This window comes from Flavobacterium sp. 5, assembly GCF_002813295.1.
Classification (GTDB): Bacteria; Bacteroidota; Bacteroidia; order Flavobacteriales; family Flavobacteriaceae; genus Flavobacterium.
In genome coordinates, this window is sequence record NZ_PHUE01000001.1 from 1,739,242 (window position 1) to 1,756,321 (window position 17,080).

The following is a 17,080-nucleotide window of genomic DNA, read 5'->3' on the forward strand; positions in this document are numbered from 1 at the left end:
TACTATTTTTTCAAATATCAGACAACCAAAATGTTATGATAAAAAAAAGCGTTTTACTTTATCTTTTTACTACCCTCAGTCTCTTTGGTCAAAAACACAATCAAGAAGAAATAACTTATGATGCTATTGATTATTTTGTGGCCAGTCCTTCATTAGAAGGTATTAAAAACCTAAATACTGTCGAAACTCTTTTTTGGAAAAGTCAAGATAAAAAAACAAAAGAAGGATTATTGTCTATCGTCGTTCTTAACTGCAACAAGGGCTATTTTCAAAATAAATTTGGAAAAACAAACCAAGCAATTGCCAGTTATGAAAAAGCATGGAAAACGTATTCAACCTACCAACTCAATGATTATGATATAATTGAATATTGCCTAAAACCACTTGGTAATTTATATGCTATAATTGGAGATTATGACAATGCAGAAAGTATCATTAAGCATTATTATTTTATTGCCAATGCAGAAAAAAACGAATCACAAAAAGTCGGGGCAATCCTTAATTTATCGAATGTATATCAAAACTCCGGTAGAATTAATGAAGCCATTGATTTAATAGAAAAAACAATCCAAAACGAAAAAATAACTGCCACTCAAAAAGGTCTTCTGTTAAATAATTTAGGAGCGAATTACCTATTGAGATCAATAAATGAAGACTCTAAGAATGCTGAAACAGCTTTTCTAAAAGCAATTCCATTATTATACAAAGACAAAACCCAAGCAGAATCTTTATTTAATACTTACATTAATCTCTATAGAATTAAAATTAATCATGGCAAAAATGAAGCTTTAAATTATTTTTCAAAAGCTAAAACTATTTTTGAAAACTTACCAGAAAAAGAACCTAGAAAAAAAGCCCAATTTTATTTGGAAGAAGTTAATTTATTGCTACAGCAAAATAATTTAACCGAGGCTCAAAAAGTACTCCAAACAATTTTCAAAACATTAATATCCAATTACTCTAAAGGAAAAAATATATTACCCAAACAAACAGCTCTTTATGCTGAAACAGCTTTAATCGATGCCTTAGACCTTCAAGCTGATTTATTTACAGCACAAAAACAGCCTGAAAAAGCATTAAAAAGTTATGCTCTAGCTTTTCATATTGAAAAATTATTTCAAACACTCATTGTGTATGAAAATTCTAAAATCATTACCCAGATTAAAAACAGAAAACGTATTGAAAAATGCATCCTTATTTACCAAACATTATTTGAAAAAGATGCAAATTCAGTTTTTATAGAAAAAGCTTTTCAATTAGTAGAGCATAACAAATCATGCATTTTAAAAAATGAAATTTACAGAAACAAAATTGCTTCAAAAAGTGAAAAACAAAAAATAGAAGAATTACGATTTTGGAACAATGAAATCCTGAAAGAACAACAAAAAGGAGAATTGGCTAATATTGACAAAATAAACAAAGCCATTAAAAAGCAGAATCAGGCAATGCTTTTCGTGAAACAATACCAACCTTCCCGATCAAAACAAAACGAAACCAATATCAACGTCAATGCATTATATTATAAATTAGAGTCAGATGATGCCATTATGGTCGAATATTTTTGGGGTCCAAAAACCGTGTACGTTTTTACCATACAAAACAATCAAATTTCCCTACAATCTTTCGGTATAGGTCAAACGAGTGGTGAATCAATAGTAAAATATATAGCCTTTTTCAATAATGCAAACAGTATCACAAATAACATTAACTTATACAATAAAACAGCAGCTTCGGCCTATAAAAACCTATTATTACCAACTAAATCAAGTTATAAAAACCTCCTTATTATTCCTGATGGAATTTTAAATTTCTTACCTTTTGAAGCTTTGATTACTAAAGAATCAAATACAACGAGTTTTGAAAAAATGCATTATTTTCTGAATGATTTCAATATTGCCTACAACAATTCGGCTAGTTTTTATTTGGATGCTAAACCCTTTCGCCCAAAAGAAAAAACCGTTTTAGGCATTTTTCCTGTTTTTGAAAAAACCAATTATACACTAACATATTCTAAAAAAGAATTACAATCCATTAGAAATAGTTTTAAAGGCCGCTTTTTTGAAAACAATACAGCAACTTTTCAAAATTTCAAAAAAAATGCCGCTAATTATTCTATACTCCATTTATCAACTCACGCTACCGCTGGCGATATCGAAACACCAGCTAGTATTAAGTTTTACGATAGAGAAGTCTTGTACTCAGAATTATATCATTTAAACATAAAACCTAATTTGGTTGTTTTGAGTGCCTGTGAAACTGGGATTGGCAAACTATTCAAATCCGAAGGAGCAATGAGTATTGCTAGAGGTTTTCAATTTGCAGGAGCTCAAAATTTATTATTCTCTCTTTGGAAAGTAAATGATTATACTACCTCAATATTTATGGGTGATTTCTATAAAAAAATTAAAAGAAATAATTCCTATTTTGAAGCCAATCATCAAGCTAAACTTGACTTTTTGAGTGATGAAAAAATTTCAAATGCTAAAAAATCTCCTTATTATTGGGCTTCATTTGTATATTATGGCGGTATAGAAAACAAAGATAAAAACAATTATTTACTGCTTGGCTCTGTCATTATAGCCATCCTTATTGGAGGTTTTGTATTAATTAAACTTATTGCTAAACGAATGCAAAAAGAAAAAATACTCTTTAAAAATAAAAAGTAGTATTAGGAATACTATTTTTACTTTTTAATCCTGATATCGTATGAAAAACTTACACGAAAAACTGAAGAAAGTAAACTATAAAAAAGTTAAGTTTAAAATTACCAAAACGCAGCATCTTTTGGTAAAAGTCAAAATTAATGGTGTTAAGGGTAATTTTATTTTGGATACTGGAGCCTCAAATAGTTGTATTGGATTTGAAGGCATTACAACTTTTCAATTAAAAGCACAAGACTCCAAGACCAAGGCTTCAGGAGCCGGGGCAACTGGTATGCTAACTCAAATGGCACTCAATAATAAAATAAAATTAGGCAATTGGAAACATTCGGGATTTGAACTCGTTATTTTTGATTTATCACATGTTAATGATGCTTTAAGCCAGTACAAAGTAAAACCAGTACATGGCATTATTGGAGCTGATGTATTGATGAAAGGCAAAGGAATTATTGATTACTTTAATCATTGTTTGTACTTGAAGTAAACCGTTTTTTCCTATATTTGTTTTTGTTTATTTTAACAATTACATTCTTATGAAAAAAATTTTACTCTTTTTTATTATTTTTATTTCTTTAAATCTATATCCACAAACGAATCCTGGTGAGTTAAACTCTACTTGCGCTATTAATAATTGTTGGTGTTATGGCAGCAATAGTGGCTCTTTGCACATTGTTGCATTTGGAGGTCAATCACCTTACACTTATTCTATTAATAACGATGCGTTTCAATCTATGCCTGATATTTTTGACTTATCACCAGGACGATATGATATTATTACAAAAGATGCTGTTGGTGCTATAGTTTTTAATTCAGTAGTCATAACGGAACCAGCAATTTTGCAGGCTACTGTAGATGTGTCAGGGCAAAACTTAACAGTAAATGCAACTGGAGGAACAGCTCCTTATAGATATTGGTTAACGGTGAATGGTTCTTTAGTAGCTAATGTCCAAAACTCAAGTACGTTTAGCAATTTAGCTCCAGGAACATATTCAGTTAGTATAAAAGACAGTAATGATTGCTTTGTCATTATTGATGCTACTATTACACCTTCCTTGTTTTCTTCAGCGACTATTATCAAAGAAATAGATTGTATTACTAATGCTTCATTGAAGGCTAATGCTGGCGGTGGCCAACCTCAATATGTTTATTCCATAAATGGTGGAGTAACATACCAACCGTCTGATGTTTTCAACGATCTTGGTCCTGGAACATATACTATAACTGTAAAAGACTCTCAAAATAAAACCTCAAATACAAATCCAATAACTATAGCACCACTTGTGCCAGTAAATGGGACAACACTTATTACAAAACCAGTAGACTGTTCTACGAATGCATCAATAACAGTTCTCGCAACTGCGGGACAAGATCCATATTATTATTCTATTGATGGTGGAATTACCTATGTTAATAACAATATTTTCAACAACTTACAGGCTGGAACCTATACCGCATTTATAAAAGACAGCAAAAATTGTATATCTCCAGCTCTAATTACAACAATAGAGCAGATTCAGCCATTAAAGGCAACCACAACATCTACACCATTACTTTGTGATAAAGATATCTCGACACTAACGGTAATTGCAACTGGTGGGCAAACACCTTATACATATTCAATTGGTAACGATTATCAATCATCAACTATTTTTACGGGCTTACCTGCTGGCAATTACAATATAACAGCTAAGGACGCTTTCGGATGTTTACAGATGACAACTATCACTTTATCACAACCGTTACCTTTAGTTGCAAATACCATAATTACAAAATCTATAGATTGTTTAACTAATGCTGAAGTTACTGTTGATGCAACTGGAGGAACAACTCCATATACCTATTCAATAGATGGAGGAATTACATTTGTTCCAAACAGTACTTTTACAAATTTAACTGCTGGAACTTATTCTATTTACGTAAAAGATTCCAATGGATGTACTTACAATAACTATTTGACTATAAATCCATTAATCCCTTTACTGTCGACTGCTATGAAAATCGATGCGAGTTGCAAAGGAGATAATTCAGGTACGATTAATGTAAGTACGACTGGTGGGCAACCTCCTTATACTTATTCCATTGGGAATGGTTATCAATCATCGACTGTTTTTACAGACTTATCTGCCGGGACATACAATATAACAATTAAGGACTCTCTTGGCTGTTTAAAGATAATGACCATTGCCATATTAGAACCTGCAACTCCCCTTACCGCAACTATTGAAGCTAAAGATCAAACCATAACAATAAATGGAATAGGCGGTACAGGCATAATCAAATATGCTATTTCCCCAAATCTAAATACATTCACAACAAACAATACATTTTCAAAATTAGCAGCTGGAATTTATACTGTAATAGCGGAAGACGAAAACGGATGCTTTGTATCGCTTACCAATACAATAATTCCTCCAGCTCCTCTTGTAAATGGCAAAAATGTGATAGTTTTTACATTTAAATTAGGACAAACATTAGCTGATATTATAATTGATATCCCAAATATTAAATGGTATTTAAAAGCGAGCGCTACAACGAGTAAAACCAGTAAAACTGCTGAAACCGAATTACCTTTAACTACTGTTTTAGTTGAGGGTACAACCTACTATGCTTCACAAACAATAAACGGAATTGAAAGCACAGAAAGACTGGCCGTAACCACAAAATCAAGTAATTTAGGAACTACTGATTTTGTCTTAACAAATTTTACTTACTACCCAAATCCTGTAAAAAACGTTTTAACGCTTTCTAACTCATCCACAATAGACGAAGTTGTACTAACCTCTATCAAAGGAGAAACGATTCTGACAAAGAAAATAAATGCTCTACGAACTGAAATTGATTTATCCAATATATCTGGAGGAGTTTATTTTCTAAAAGTAAAATCTGAAGGAGCTGAAAAAACTGTAAAGCTTATCAAAGAATAACAACAATTTCAGCAAAAAAAATCCGTTTAGAAAAGTTCTAAACGGATTTTTATTTTTATTTACATTTCAATCATTGCTTGTATTTGAAATAGCATATTTTTTCAACGAAAAATAAGCAACAATACCACTAATCATCATCAATATACCGCCGAGAATAAATGGCATTCCTGGAAATTCGAATGGTGAACCTTTATGTGTAAAATAATAAAAAAGACTTGACATTACTGGTGGACCAATAATCATTGCAGCACTCATTAAACTCGCAATTGTTCCTTGAATTTCTCCTTGTTCTGTTGGCAAAACATGACTCGTGATTATAGCTCGTAATGATGGGCCTGCGATTCCCGCAATACAATAAGGCACTATAAAAGCAAACATCATCCAACTTTCTGACGCAAAAGCAAACAAAAACATCGCAATAGTATACAATGTCATTCCAATATAAATACTTTTTTCATTCCCTAATTTTCTGCTAGTCCATCGTATCAATCCGCCTTGTACAAGACTTACTAAAACACCAACAAATCCTAACGAAATTCCAACCATTTTTTCATCCCAACTAAACTTGTACATTGTAAAATAACTCCAGTTACTTTCTACAGCATGCGATGCAACAAAAATTAGAAACAAAGCAATCAGTAATCCATAAAGCGAAGGGTGTTTTTTTAGATTTAAAAAAGCACCAATTGGATTAGCTCTTTTAAAATTAACTGGTCTTCGATTTTCTTTTGATAATGATTCGGGCAAAATAAAATACCCATACAAGAAATTTAGCAAACACAAAACTGCTGCTGCATAAAATGGAATCCTGGAACCATAATGACCTAAAACACCTCCAATGACAGGCCCAATTATAAATCCGAGTCCAAAAGCCACACCAATCATTCCAAAATTTTTGGCTCTATTCTCTGCCGTGCTTACATCTGCAATATATGCCGAAGCCGTTGAAATACTTGCACCTGTCAAACCTGCAATTATCCTTCCGACAAATAACCATGTAATTGTTGGAGCAAATGCTAATAACACATAATCTAATGAAAAGGCAAAAAGTGAAATTAAGATAATAGGCCTTCTTCCAAATTTATCACTCAAATTACCAATTAAAGGTGCAAACATAAACTGAGTAATAGCATACGCAAAAGTTAACCAACCACCGTATTTTGCAGCTTCGCTAACATCACCATGAATTAATTCTTTAATCAATTTTGGGATAACTGGAATGATAATTCCCCAGCCCGTAATATCGATTAACATTGTGATGAAGATAAAGCCGATAGCGGCTTGTTTTTTATTTGATGCCATAAATAGTTTTAGTTAGTAACACAAATAAACAAAAAATCCGTTTAGAAGTTCTAAACGGATTTTTTTATTTTTAAGAATGTACTTAATTACAATTCCAATGCTTTTTTAGCATTTCCACCCATCAACAATTCTAATGGATTTTCTAAAGCTTCTTTTACAGCAACTAGGAAACCAACAGACTCACGCCCGTCAATAATTCTGTGGTCATAAGAAAGTGCTACATACATCATTGGGTGAATTTCCACTTTACCGTTTACAGCAATTGGACGCTCGATAATGTTGTGCATTCCTAAGATTCCAGATTGAGGAGGATTGATAATTGGCGTAGATAACATACTTCCAAACACACCACCATTAGTAATTGTAAATGTACCACCTGTCATATCATCGACTGTGATTTGTCCATCACGAGCTCTTAAAGCTAATCTTTTAATTTCAGCTTCAACACCACGGAAAGTCAAATTTTCAGCATTACGAACTACAGGAACCATTAATCCTTTTGGTCCAGAAACTGCAATAGAGATATCTGCAAAATCAAAAGCAATTTTGTGATCACCATCCATCATAGAGTTTACATCTGGGAACAATTCCAAAGCTCTTGTAACTGCTTTAGTAAAGAAAGACATATATCCTAAACCAAGTCCACCATGTTTTGCTTTAAATGCATCTTTGTATTCGTTACGAATCAAGTTGATTGGCGTCATGTTTACTTCGTTAAAAGTAGTCAACATCGCTGTTTCGTTTTTAGCAGCAACTAATCTTTCAGCTACTTTACGTCGTAACATTGACAATTTTGTACGCTCAGAACCACGGTTTCCTCCAGTTGGAGTTCCCATTGATGGTACAGCATTTACAGCATCATCTTTAGTAATTCTACCACCTTTACCAGTTCCTGAAACTGTTGTTGGAGCGATATTTTTTTCGTCTAATATTTTTTTAGCTGCTGGAGATGGAGTTCCTGCTGCATAAGATGCTGCCGGTGCAGGCGCTGCTGCTACTGGAGCCGGAGCCACTGGTGCAGGCGCTGCTTTTGGAGCTTCAGCTACTGGTGCTACAGCAGGTGCAGAACCTGATGGTTTTGCTCCATCAGTATCAATAAGACAAACTACTGCCCCAACTGCTACTGTATCGCCTTCTTCTGCTTTTAGCGTGATAATTCCGCTCATTTCAGCTGGTAATTCAAGAGTTGCTTTGTCAGAATCAACCTCAGCAATAGCTTGGTCTTTTTCTACATAATCTCCATCCTTAACTAACCATGTTGCAATTTCTACTTCTTTGATTGATTCCCCTGGTGATGGGACTTTCATTTCTAAAATCATCTTACTCTTTGTTTAAAGTTTAAATTGTTTAAAGTTTCACTAGGCTTATAAAGCTGAAACTTTAAACTTGAAACAATTCTTAATTATCTAAATAAATTTTTATCAAATACCATTCTAATAGCATCTGCATGACGACGTTTTGCTCTTGTATAACTTCCAGAAGCTGGTGCTGCATACGCTTTTAATGAAGCTAATCTCCATTTGATAAAATCGAAATTCATCAACATAAAACTGTAAGCTCCCATGTTTTTAGGCTCTTCTTGTGCCCAAACATAATCGTCAGCATTTGGATATTTAGCGATAATCGCTTTGATTTGTTCTGCTGGGAAAGGGAATAATTGCTCGATACGAACTACCGCAACATCTTTTCTTCCGTTATTTTCTCTTTCTGCAACAATGTCATAATAGAATTTACCTGTAACGAAAACCAACGTTTTTACGTCTTTTTTAGTCACTGCTTCATCATCAATAGTTTCCTGGAAACTTCCTTTTGCTAATTCTTCAACTGTAGACACACATCTTGGATCACGCAATAAACTCTTTGGAGAGAAAACTACTAGAGGTTTACGGAAAGTCGTTTTCATTTGTCTTCTCAACAAGTGAAAGAAGTTGGCTGGCGTTGTACAATCGGCTACAAACATATTTTGTCTCGCACATAATTGTAAGTAACGCTCCATCCTTGCAGAAGAGTGTTCTGCTCCTTGTCCTTCGTATCCGTGTGGTAATAATAAAACTATACCATTTTGGTTGTTCCATTTATCTTCTCCACATGAGATATATTGGTCAATCATAATTTGCGCTCCATTACTGAAATCTCCAAATTGTGCTTCCCAAATAGTTAATGCATTTGGATTTGCTAAGGCGTAACCATAATCAAAACCAAGAACACCATATTCCGATAAGTGTGAATTGAAAATATTGAATTTTCCTTTTTTGTTTTCAATAGCATCCAATAAAATTACTTCTTCTTCAGAATCTTCTACTTTAACTACGGCGTGACGGTGAGAGAATGTACCACGCTCAACGTCCTGACCTGAAATTCGAATATCAAAACCTTCTGTCAAAAGCGAACCGTAAGCTAATGTTTCAGCAGTTCCCCAATCAATTGTATTGTTATCATATCCCGTTTTTCTATCAGAAACAATTTTGGTTATCTTATTGATAAACTTCTTGTCTGATGGTAAAGTTGATACCGTTTTGATAATAGAATCCAATGATTTTTTAGCAAAAGAAGTATCTACATTTTTTAACATCACATCATCAGAAACTTGTTTGAATCCTTTCCACTCATTTTGCATGAATGGCGTAATGATAGTAAGGTCTTTTTTACGTGATGCTTCTAAATTTTCTTCAAGATCCTTTTTATATTCTTTCTCAATTGTATTTACATAATTTGCATCAATAACTCTTTCAGATAATAGCTTTTCAGCATAAATATCTCTTGGATTTTGGTGCTTTGCAATAATTTTATATAAAACAGGCTGTGTAAAACGAGGTTCATCACCTTCGTTGTGACCATATTTTCTATATCCTAATAAATCGATAAATACGTCACGTCCAAACTGCATTCTGTAGTCTAGTGCAAAAGATACAGCGTGAACAACAGCTTCTGCATCATCAGCATTAACGTGTAACACAGGAGATAAAGTTACTTTGGCAACATCTGTACAATAAGTAGATGAACGAGCATCTAAATAGTTAGTTGTAAAACCAACCTGATTATTGATTACGATGTGAATTGTACCACCCGTTTTGTATCCGTCTAGTAATGACATTTGGATGATTTCATATAAAATACCCTGCCCAGCAATCGCTGCATCACCGTGAACGGCAATTGGCAATACTTTAGTAAAATCATCAGCGAAATATTTATCTTGTTTAGCTCTTGTAATCCCCTCGATTACTGCACCTACTGTTTCAAGATGCGAAGGGTTTGGAGCTAAATTGATGTTTATTTTTTTACCAGACTTAGTTACTTTATCAGCAGTAAGACCTAAATGGTATTTTACATCCCCGTCAAAATACTCTTGATCGTAATCTTTTCCGTCAAATTCACCGAAGATATCTTGAGTTGATTTTCCGAAAATGTTCGCCAAAACATTCAAACGTCCACGGTGAGCCATTCCCATAACAAACTGCTCTACTCCTTTTTCAGCCGCTTTTTCGATTAAAGCATCAAGAGCAGGAATTACAGATTCTCCACCTTCTAATGAGAAACGTTTTTGTCCAACATATTTGGTATGCAAGAAGTTCTCGAAAGAAACTGCTTGATTTAATTTATTTAAGATTGTTTTCTTTTCTTCAACTGAGAAATTAGGTTGATTATTGTTCACTCCTAATTTATCCTGAACCCATTTTACAACACCAGGATTACGAATATACATATACTCAACTCCAATATGCTGACAATATATTGCCTGAAGACGAGTGATAATATCCTGCAAAGAGCAAGGTGGCACTCCAATAACCTGAGCAGCATCAAAAACCGTTGATAAATCAGCTGATGACAAACCAAAATTTTCGATATCTAAAGTTGGTGAAGATATTCTACGGTCACGAACCGGATTTGTTTTAGTGAACAAATGTCCGCGAGTGCGGTATCCATCAATTAATTTTAAAACATTGAATTCTTTTTGCAATTTATCTGAAACCAAACTGCAATCTGTATTGCTCTCCACATATTCAACGATTCGTTGAACAGGGTTTTCGTCATTATAAGTAGTCATTCCAAAGTCGAAACCTTGAAAAAAACTTCTCCAACTAGGTTCTACGCTATCTGGATTTTCTAAATATTGATCGTATAATTGAGCAAAAAATTCTGTATGTGCCGCGTTTAAAAATGAAAACCTATCCATAATACTGTTATTGAATATACTTTTGTTAAATAGTCCGGCAAAAATACGATAAAGCAATTTATTTAAATCTATTTTTTTACGTACTTTTACGTAAAAATTTGTTAAAAAAAGCCGATCCAATGAAAAAATCCCTCTTTTCTAGCCTAACAAAGTATATTTTAATAGTCATTACAATGTTCTTTTACGAAAACGTAATAGCTCAATACTCACAAGTACCTCCAGCGAGAAGTCCTTTTTGGGAAAAAGTACAATTTGGAGGTGGTTTAGGGTTGAGTTTTGGCAGTGGTTATACCGATATTTCAGTAGCACCTAGTGCAATATATAATGTAAACCCATATTTAGCAGTGGGTTTAGGTCTTCAGGCGAGTTATGTTGCGTCTAAAGGTTATTATGATTCTGGAATTTATGGAGTAAGTTTATTAACCTACATCAATCCTATTCCTGAAATTCAGTTATCTATAAATCTGAATGAATCTTATGTCAACAATCACTATGAGTCTTATTATGATCAAAGAGCCTATACAGACAATTTCTGGAATACTGCATTGTTTTTGGGTGCCGGTTACCGAACTGGAAATGTAACTGTAGGCCTATCTTATAATGTATTGTTTGATGAAAACGATAATGTATATGGAGATGCCCTTATACCTTTTGTAAGAGCTTATTTTTAGGAATTATTTGTATTTATTTCTAAACCAAACTTTTTGCCATTCTCTTTTAAGAATTAAAAAAGCAACTTGTTCGGCAAGAATTACCAAGTCACTACCATCTAATTTTTTTATTTCTCCTTCGGGAACATCAATGATATAAAGCAAATTGAGATACTCAGCAAATTTGTATTGAATGAGTCTGTAGATTTTTTCATGCAATTGTATTTTCAATTCATCCGGAGTGAGACTCAATGGAAAATCCACCGCTTCGTTAGCCAAATTAAAATCTTTATTTAATTGAGCAACCAAATTGAGATAAAGTGTTTCTTTTTCTGCTTCTTGAAGTAACAAATCAGTATTTAAGGGCGCTATAAACATAAAGGCAATTTTAAATTTTTAAAACCAAATACTCAGTTACACTTTTCTTCCCATTAAATTTTCACCAAAAGATCGTAATACTTGCTTTTTAGAAGAGTCAATATCCATTTTTTCTAAGGTTTCAAATGCTTTAAATGTAAATTCCTTTATAGCCTCTTGAGTTGCTACTGACGCACCTGATTGATTAAAAATAGTTTTTGCTTTATGTATCTTTTCTACATTATCATTAGAATGAATAGCAAATAAGTCTTTTAATTCTTGAGCTTGTTTTGCATCTGAAAAAGCAACAGCCTTTAAAAATAAATAGGTTTTTTTATTTTCAATAATGTCTCCTCCTACTTGTTTTCCAAAAGTTTCCGGATCACCAAAAGCATCCAAATAATCATCTTGTAATTGGAAAGCTATTCCTAAATGAAGCCCAAAATCATAAATTAAATTAGCATTTTCTTCAGAAGTATTTGCAATAATCGCTCCCATTTTCATTGCGGCTGCAACCAAAACTGCTGTTTTATATTCGATCATTTTTAGGTATTCGGGTATGGTAACATCACCACGGGTTTCAAAATCCACATCCCATTGTTGTCCTTCGCAAACTTCGAGGGCTGTTCTACTAAACAATTTAGCCAAATCTCTAAAGATACTTGGTTCATATTGTTCAAAATATTGATACGCCAAAATCAACATTGCATCACCTGAAAGGATTCCTGTATTAAGATTCCATTTTTCATGAACAGTTTGTTCTCCTCTTCTTAAAGGAGCATCATCCATAATATCATCATGTACCAACGAAAAATTATGAAAAACTTCTACCGCCATGGCAGCTGGAAGTGCATTTTTATAATTGGCATCAAATACTTCTGCTGTCAATAAAGTCAACACAGGCCTCATTCTTTTTCCTCCTAAACTCAATATATAATCGACAGGCTCATATAAATTTTTAGGTTCTTTATTGATATTTTGCTTTTTTAAATAGGTAATGAAAAATTCCTGATACTGATGAATCGCGTGCATAAATTGAGGTTCTGGTTTTCCGAAGCCTTTCCAGCTTGGGTTTTGAAGCCCAAAGATACAATTCAAATGTTAATTATTTAACGCCAAACCCGTGTAAAATGGAACTATAGTTTTTTCTTATGATATTCATCAAAAAAAACATTGGAAACTTTATTGGTTTTTAAAGTTTCCTGCTTACATTTGCAGAACACAAGAAACTTTTAAAGTATTCAAAGTTTCCAAAACACAATAAAAAAAGAAAAAAATAAGGAACAACATTACTTAAAATACCAAATCATGGAAAATGCATGGGCTATTGATTCTAATGAATCAGACGTTATACTAAAATCTAGACATTCTCTTATAGGTTACCTACCTGGAAATACAAACAATCTGAAAGGGCATGTAGCGATACAAAACAATGAAGTTGAGGACGCTTCAATAGAATTCTCGCTGAATGTAAACAACAAAAAAAATGCTTCATCTGAAAAAAATGAAGAAATAAAACTAACCGATTTATTTGATGAAGACGAAACTCCTTTGATACAGTTTAAATCGACCTCATTTCAAAAAATAAACAAAAACATTAATTTTCTGAAAGGGCTTTTGACAATCAAAAACATCACTAAAGTGGTTGAATTTGACACTGAATTTATAGGTTTTAATAATTATAACGGTGTTGAGAAAGCCTCTTTTGAAATTACAGGAAACATTAATCGCAAAGATTTTGGTCTGAATTACAATATGATTTCCCGCAACAGAAGCAATCCAATAAGCAAAGACATAAAACTTATTGCCAATTTAGAATTCACACATTAAGAATAATGATTTCTATAAAATACAAAAAACCAAAACCTCATTTAATAACTGACTTTACTGTATTATTTAATTCAAGTTTTAACTGCAATAAGTTACCATAAAAATGAAAGAAAAAATTATAGAAAAAGCAAGTGAACTCTTTTTAAAACTAGGTTTTAAAAGTGTCACTATGGATGATATTGCTGGAGAAATGTGTATTTCTAAAAAAACGATTTACAAATATTTCTGCAATAAAGAAATGCTTATCGAAGAAAGTACCACTTTGGTACACGAACAGCTTCATTATGTAATAAACACCATAGTTTCACAAAATCACAACGCGATTAAAGAAAACTTTGAAATCCGAAACATGTTCAAAGAGATGTTTAAATCATCTGATAATTCACCAATTTATCAATTGAAAAAACATTATCCCGAAATTTATCATAATATAATAAAGATAGAAATCAAAGAATGTATGTCTTGTTTTTTTGACAACATCACTAAAGGAATTGCTGAAGGACTATATCGAAAAGACATAAATATTGATTATTACGTTCAATTTTATTACATCTTGATCTTTCATATTAATGAAAACACTAGCTCTGAAATTGAAGCTAGAAAAATTGAACTAGAAGCTTTAGAATATCATACCCGAGCAATGGCAACACCAAATGGAATAATCGAACTAGAAAAACAAATACAAAACGTTAATATCTAAAATCAATGAAAAAAATAATTCTCCTACTTCTGTGTTCAATTGGGATAACTGCCAATGCACAAGTACAAACTTTAACCTTAAAAGACGCTATAAACTACGCGTTGGAAAATAAGGCTGATGCCAAAAAATCAAGGTTAGAAATAGAAAATAGCGAGTACAAAATTCAAGAAATACGCTCTAAAGCTTTACCACAGATCGTAGCAAATGGAAGTCTAACGTACAATCCAATTTTACAAACTAGTATTATTGATGGAGCTGCTTTTGGTGCTCCGGGAACGTCTATTAAAGCTACTTTTGGTCAGGATTGGACTTCTGGTGCAGGAGTTACATTAAACCAAGCACTTTTTGATTTATCTGTTTTTACAGGTTTGAGAGCTGCTAAATCTACTCGTGAATTCTACCAAATAAACAATCAATTAACCGAGGAACAAGTAATTGAAAGAGTAGCAAACAATTATTATGCGGTATATGTACAACGTGAAAGATTAGTTTTATTGGATAGTAATTATGTTAATACAACTAAAGTTCGTGATATCGTAAAAGGACAATTTGACAATGGATTGGCTAAAAAAACAGATTTAGACCGAATTGTAGTAAAAATGTCTAATATAGACACGGACCGTCAACAAGTTAAAAACCAATTGGAATTGCAAGAAAACGCATTAAAATTCTATATGGGAATGCCTATCGTTAACCAATTTGTAATTCCGCAAAATGAATATGAAATAACACCAGAAACATTTGCGGAAGCTCCAAATACAGAGAACAGAACAGAATACTTGCTTTTGAAAAAACAAGAAGAATTGTTAGAATTTCAAAAAACGGCTATTAAAGCAGAACTTTACCCAACACTTTCTTTGGTTGCTGGTTATAATTATTTAGGACAAGGACCAGAAATGCCATGGTTTGCAAAACCAAACAAAGGAGTTTATTGGTCAGATTACTCTGCAGTTGGATTAAATATGAGAGTTCCAATTTTTACAGGACTTGGAACACGCTCTAGAATAAAACAAGCAGATGTTGATATTAGATCCATTCAAGAAGATATCAAAGACACACAACTTTCACTCGATTTGGATTATAGAAATGCAAAAGCTCAAATTGAAAACAACTATGTTACCATCACCAATCAAAAAGAAAATATGCGATTGGCACAAGAGATTTTGAAAAACACTAAAAATAATTACCTTCAAGGATTAGCTTCATTAACCGATTTATTAGATGCACAAAACGCATCACTTGAAGCGCAAAACAATTACACCAGAGCCATCTTAAATTATAAAATAGCCGAAGTCGCATTAATCAAATCAAAAGGACAACTTAAAACACTAATAAATAACTAAAATGAAAAAGACAATAATTACAATAATCGCAATCGTAGCCTCCTTAGGCTTAATTGGTTTTGTTTTGACTAAAAACAAGGCAGAAAACAAAGCTAAAACGGATATTGTTGCCGAAAAAAATGCAGCCGTTTCTGTAAAAGTAGCACAAGTAAAAACAGAGAATCTTTCACTAGACTTCGTGGCTAATGGAAACTTTGCTCCTACTCAAGAATTGAATTTTTCTGCAGAAAAATCAGGAAAAGTAATTAGCGTTTTGGTTGATGAAGGAGATTATGTTACTGTTGGACAAACATTAGTAATTGTGAGAAGCGATGTTATTAATATAAATGCCAACAACGCTAAAGCAGTATATGAAAATGCAAAATCAGACTACGATCGATACGAAAATGCATATACTACAGGCGGTGTTACTAAACAACAATTAGACCAAGCTAAGTTACAATTAACTAATGCAAAAGCAGCCTTAACACAAGCTAACATCAATGTTGGTGACACTAAAGTTAAAGCTCCAATAAAAGGTTTTATCAATAAACGATTCATTGAGCCAGGAACAATACTAGCTGGAATGCCTCCAACACAAATGTTCGAAATCGTTGATGTTTCAAAATTAAAATTAAAAGTTACTGTAAATGAAAGTCAAGTAGCTGGTTTGAAAATTGGAAATACGGTACCAGTAACTTCAAGTGTTTTTCCTGATAAAGTGGTTACAGGTAAAATTATTTTTATCGCTCCTAAAGCTGATGAAAGTTTAAATTTCCCAGTAGAAATTGAAATTGCAAATAGTGCTAACAGTGCTATCAAAGCAGGTATGTATGGAACAGCAAGTTTTGGTACAAAACAAAAACAAGAATTAAAAGTCGTTCCTAGAAATGCTTTTGTTGGAAGTGTAAGCAGTAACGAAGTTTTTGTGGTAGAAAATGGAATTGCTAAATTGAAAAAAGTAACAGCAGGAAGAATTTTAGGTGACCAGGTTGAAATTATTAGCGGTTTATCTGATGGAGAAACTGTAATTATTACAGGACAAATCAACTTGCAAGATGGTAATCCTGTAGAAATTATCAAATAATTAATAAGTCATAAAGTCAAAAGTCTTAAGGTTTAAACCTTATTTGATAATTTACTCTTTTACTTCAAAATAAC

Annotated in this window: 13 protein-coding genes; 8 read left to right on the forward strand and 5 right to left on the reverse strand. The window is 32.8% G+C overall.

What is annotated here, in order from left to right:
* Positions 1 to 35: 35 nt before the first annotated feature.
* The 3 genes from CLU82_RS07220 to CLU82_RS07230 are packed head-to-tail and all read left to right on the forward strand — an operon-like array spanning position 36 to position 5,584.
* The gene (locus CLU82_RS07220; protein WP_100842455.1) at positions 36 to 2,666 is read left to right on the forward strand and encodes a CHAT domain-containing protein; all 2,631 of its coding nucleotides are present in this window, start codon (positions 36 to 38) and stop codon (positions 2,664 to 2,666) included.
* A 40-nt stretch (positions 2,667 to 2,706) separates the two neighbouring features.
* Positions 2,707 to 3,144 carry a retropepsin-like aspartic protease gene (locus tag CLU82_RS07225; protein ID WP_100842456.1) on the forward strand — a complete coding sequence of 146 codons (438 nt, stop codon included), beginning with the start codon at positions 2,707 to 2,709 and terminating at the stop codon, positions 3,142 to 3,144.
* Positions 3,145 to 3,193: 49 nt separating this feature from the next.
* Entirely contained in the window at positions 3,194 to 5,584 is a 2,391-nt protein-coding gene (locus CLU82_RS07230; RefSeq protein WP_100842457.1) for a T9SS type A sorting domain-containing protein, read from the forward strand.
* Between the two features lie 66 nt (positions 5,585 to 5,650).
* On the opposite strand, the gene CLU82_RS07235 is transcribed toward CLU82_RS07230, so the two are convergent.
* The 3 genes from CLU82_RS07235 to CLU82_RS07245 all read right to left on the reverse strand — a co-directional run bounded on the left by CLU82_RS07235 (position 5,651) and on the right by CLU82_RS07245 (position 11,060).
* Positions 5,651 to 6,886, reverse strand: a complete 1,236-nt coding sequence (locus tag CLU82_RS07235) for a TCR/Tet family MFS transporter (protein WP_100842458.1) — start codon at positions 6,884 to 6,886, stop codon at positions 5,651 to 5,653.
* Between the two features lie 86 nt (positions 6,887 to 6,972).
* Positions 6,973 to 8,205, reverse strand: a complete 1,233-nt coding sequence (gene odhB / locus CLU82_RS07240; RefSeq protein WP_100842459.1) for a 2-oxoglutarate dehydrogenase complex dihydrolipoyllysine-residue succinyltransferase — start codon at positions 8,203 to 8,205, stop codon at positions 6,973 to 6,975.
* Positions 8,206 to 8,288: 83 nt separating this feature from the next.
* Positions 8,289 to 11,060: a 2-oxoglutarate dehydrogenase E1 component gene (locus CLU82_RS07245; protein ID WP_100844963.1), complete on the reverse strand. Its 2,772-nt coding sequence runs from the start codon at positions 11,058 to 11,060 to the stop codon at positions 8,289 to 8,291.
* A gap of 119 nt (positions 11,061 to 11,179) precedes the next feature.
* On the opposite strand from CLU82_RS07245, the gene CLU82_RS07250 reads away from it, so the two are divergent.
* Complete coding sequence (locus CLU82_RS07250; RefSeq protein WP_198520199.1) at positions 11,180 to 11,731, forward strand: hypothetical protein; 552 nt, start codon at positions 11,180 to 11,182, stop codon at positions 11,729 to 11,731.
* Positions 11,732 to 11,734: 3 nt separating this feature from the next.
* On the opposite strand, the gene CLU82_RS07255 is transcribed toward CLU82_RS07250, so the two are convergent.
* The gene (locus tag CLU82_RS07255) at positions 11,735 to 12,088 is read right to left on the reverse strand and encodes a hypothetical protein (RefSeq protein ID WP_100842461.1); all 354 of its coding nucleotides are present in this window, start codon (positions 12,086 to 12,088) and stop codon (positions 11,735 to 11,737) included.
* A 36-nt stretch (positions 12,089 to 12,124) separates the two neighbouring features.
* On the reverse strand, positions 12,125 to 13,099 hold the full coding sequence (locus tag CLU82_RS07260) for a polyprenyl synthetase family protein (RefSeq protein ID WP_100844964.1): 975 nt from the start codon (positions 13,097 to 13,099) through the stop codon (positions 12,125 to 12,127).
* Between the two features lie 276 nt (positions 13,100 to 13,375).
* Between CLU82_RS07260 and CLU82_RS07265 the strand changes: the two genes are divergently transcribed.
* The 4 genes from CLU82_RS07265 (at position 13,376) to CLU82_RS07280 (ending at position 17,006) form a co-directional block, all read left to right on the forward strand.
* On the forward strand, positions 13,376 to 13,897 hold the full coding sequence (locus CLU82_RS07265; protein ID WP_100842462.1) for a YceI family protein: 522 nt from the start codon (positions 13,376 to 13,378) through the stop codon (positions 13,895 to 13,897).
* A 103-nt stretch (positions 13,898 to 14,000) separates the two neighbouring features.
* A complete protein-coding gene (locus CLU82_RS07270) occupies positions 14,001 to 14,597 on the forward strand; it encodes a TetR/AcrR family transcriptional regulator (protein ID WP_100842463.1) in 597 nt (198 codons plus the stop codon).
* 5 nt (positions 14,598 to 14,602) lie between these two features.
* Positions 14,603 to 15,940, forward strand: a complete 1,338-nt coding sequence (locus tag CLU82_RS07275) for a TolC family protein (protein WP_100842464.1) — start codon at positions 14,603 to 14,605, stop codon at positions 15,938 to 15,940.
* Between the two features lies 1 nt (position 15,941).
* The gene (locus CLU82_RS07280) at positions 15,942 to 17,006 is read left to right on the forward strand and encodes an efflux RND transporter periplasmic adaptor subunit (RefSeq protein WP_100842465.1); all 1,065 of its coding nucleotides are present in this window, start codon (positions 15,942 to 15,944) and stop codon (positions 17,004 to 17,006) included.
* The last annotated feature ends 74 nt before the right edge of the window (positions 17,007 to 17,080 follow it).

Bases quoted from the DNA above. Each gene is read 5' to 3' on its own strand.
- CLU82_RS07220 (WP_100842455.1), top strand. From the start codon at position 36: ATGATAAAAAAAAGCGTTTTACTTTATCTTTTTACTACCCTCAGTCTC.
- CLU82_RS07275 (WP_100842464.1), top strand. From the start codon at position 14,603: ATGAAAAAAATAATTCTCCTACTTCTGTGTTCAATTGGGATAACTGCC.
- CLU82_RS07265 (WP_100842462.1), top strand. From the start codon at position 13,376: ATGGAAAATGCATGGGCTATTGATTCTAATGAATCAGACGTTATACTA.
- CLU82_RS07250 (WP_198520199.1), top strand. From the start codon at position 11,180: ATGAAAAAATCCCTCTTTTCTAGCCTAACAAAGTATATTTTAATAGTC.
- CLU82_RS07260 (WP_100844964.1), bottom strand. From the start codon at position 13,099: ATGCACGCGATTCATCAGTATCAGGAATTTTTCATTACCTATTTAAAA.
- CLU82_RS07280 (WP_100842465.1), top strand. From the start codon at position 15,942: ATGAAAAAGACAATAATTACAATAATCGCAATCGTAGCCTCCTTAGGC.
- CLU82_RS07255 (WP_100842461.1), bottom strand. From the start codon at position 12,088: ATGTTTATAGCGCCCTTAAATACTGATTTGTTACTTCAAGAAGCAGAA.
- CLU82_RS07245 (WP_100844963.1), bottom strand. From the start codon at position 11,060: ATGGATAGGTTTTCATTTTTAAACGCGGCACATACAGAATTTTTTGCT.
- CLU82_RS07225 (WP_100842456.1), top strand. From the start codon at position 2,707: ATGAAAAACTTACACGAAAAACTGAAGAAAGTAAACTATAAAAAAGTT.
- CLU82_RS07235 (WP_100842458.1), bottom strand. From the start codon at position 6,886: ATGGCATCAAATAAAAAACAAGCCGCTATCGGCTTTATCTTCATCACA.
- CLU82_RS07270 (WP_100842463.1), top strand. From the start codon at position 14,001: ATGAAAGAAAAAATTATAGAAAAAGCAAGTGAACTCTTTTTAAAACTA.
- CLU82_RS07230 (WP_100842457.1), top strand. From the start codon at position 3,194: ATGAAAAAAATTTTACTCTTTTTTATTATTTTTATTTCTTTAAATCTA.
- odhB (WP_100842459.1), bottom strand. From the start codon at position 8,205: ATGATTTTAGAAATGAAAGTCCCATCACCAGGGGAATCAATCAAAGAA.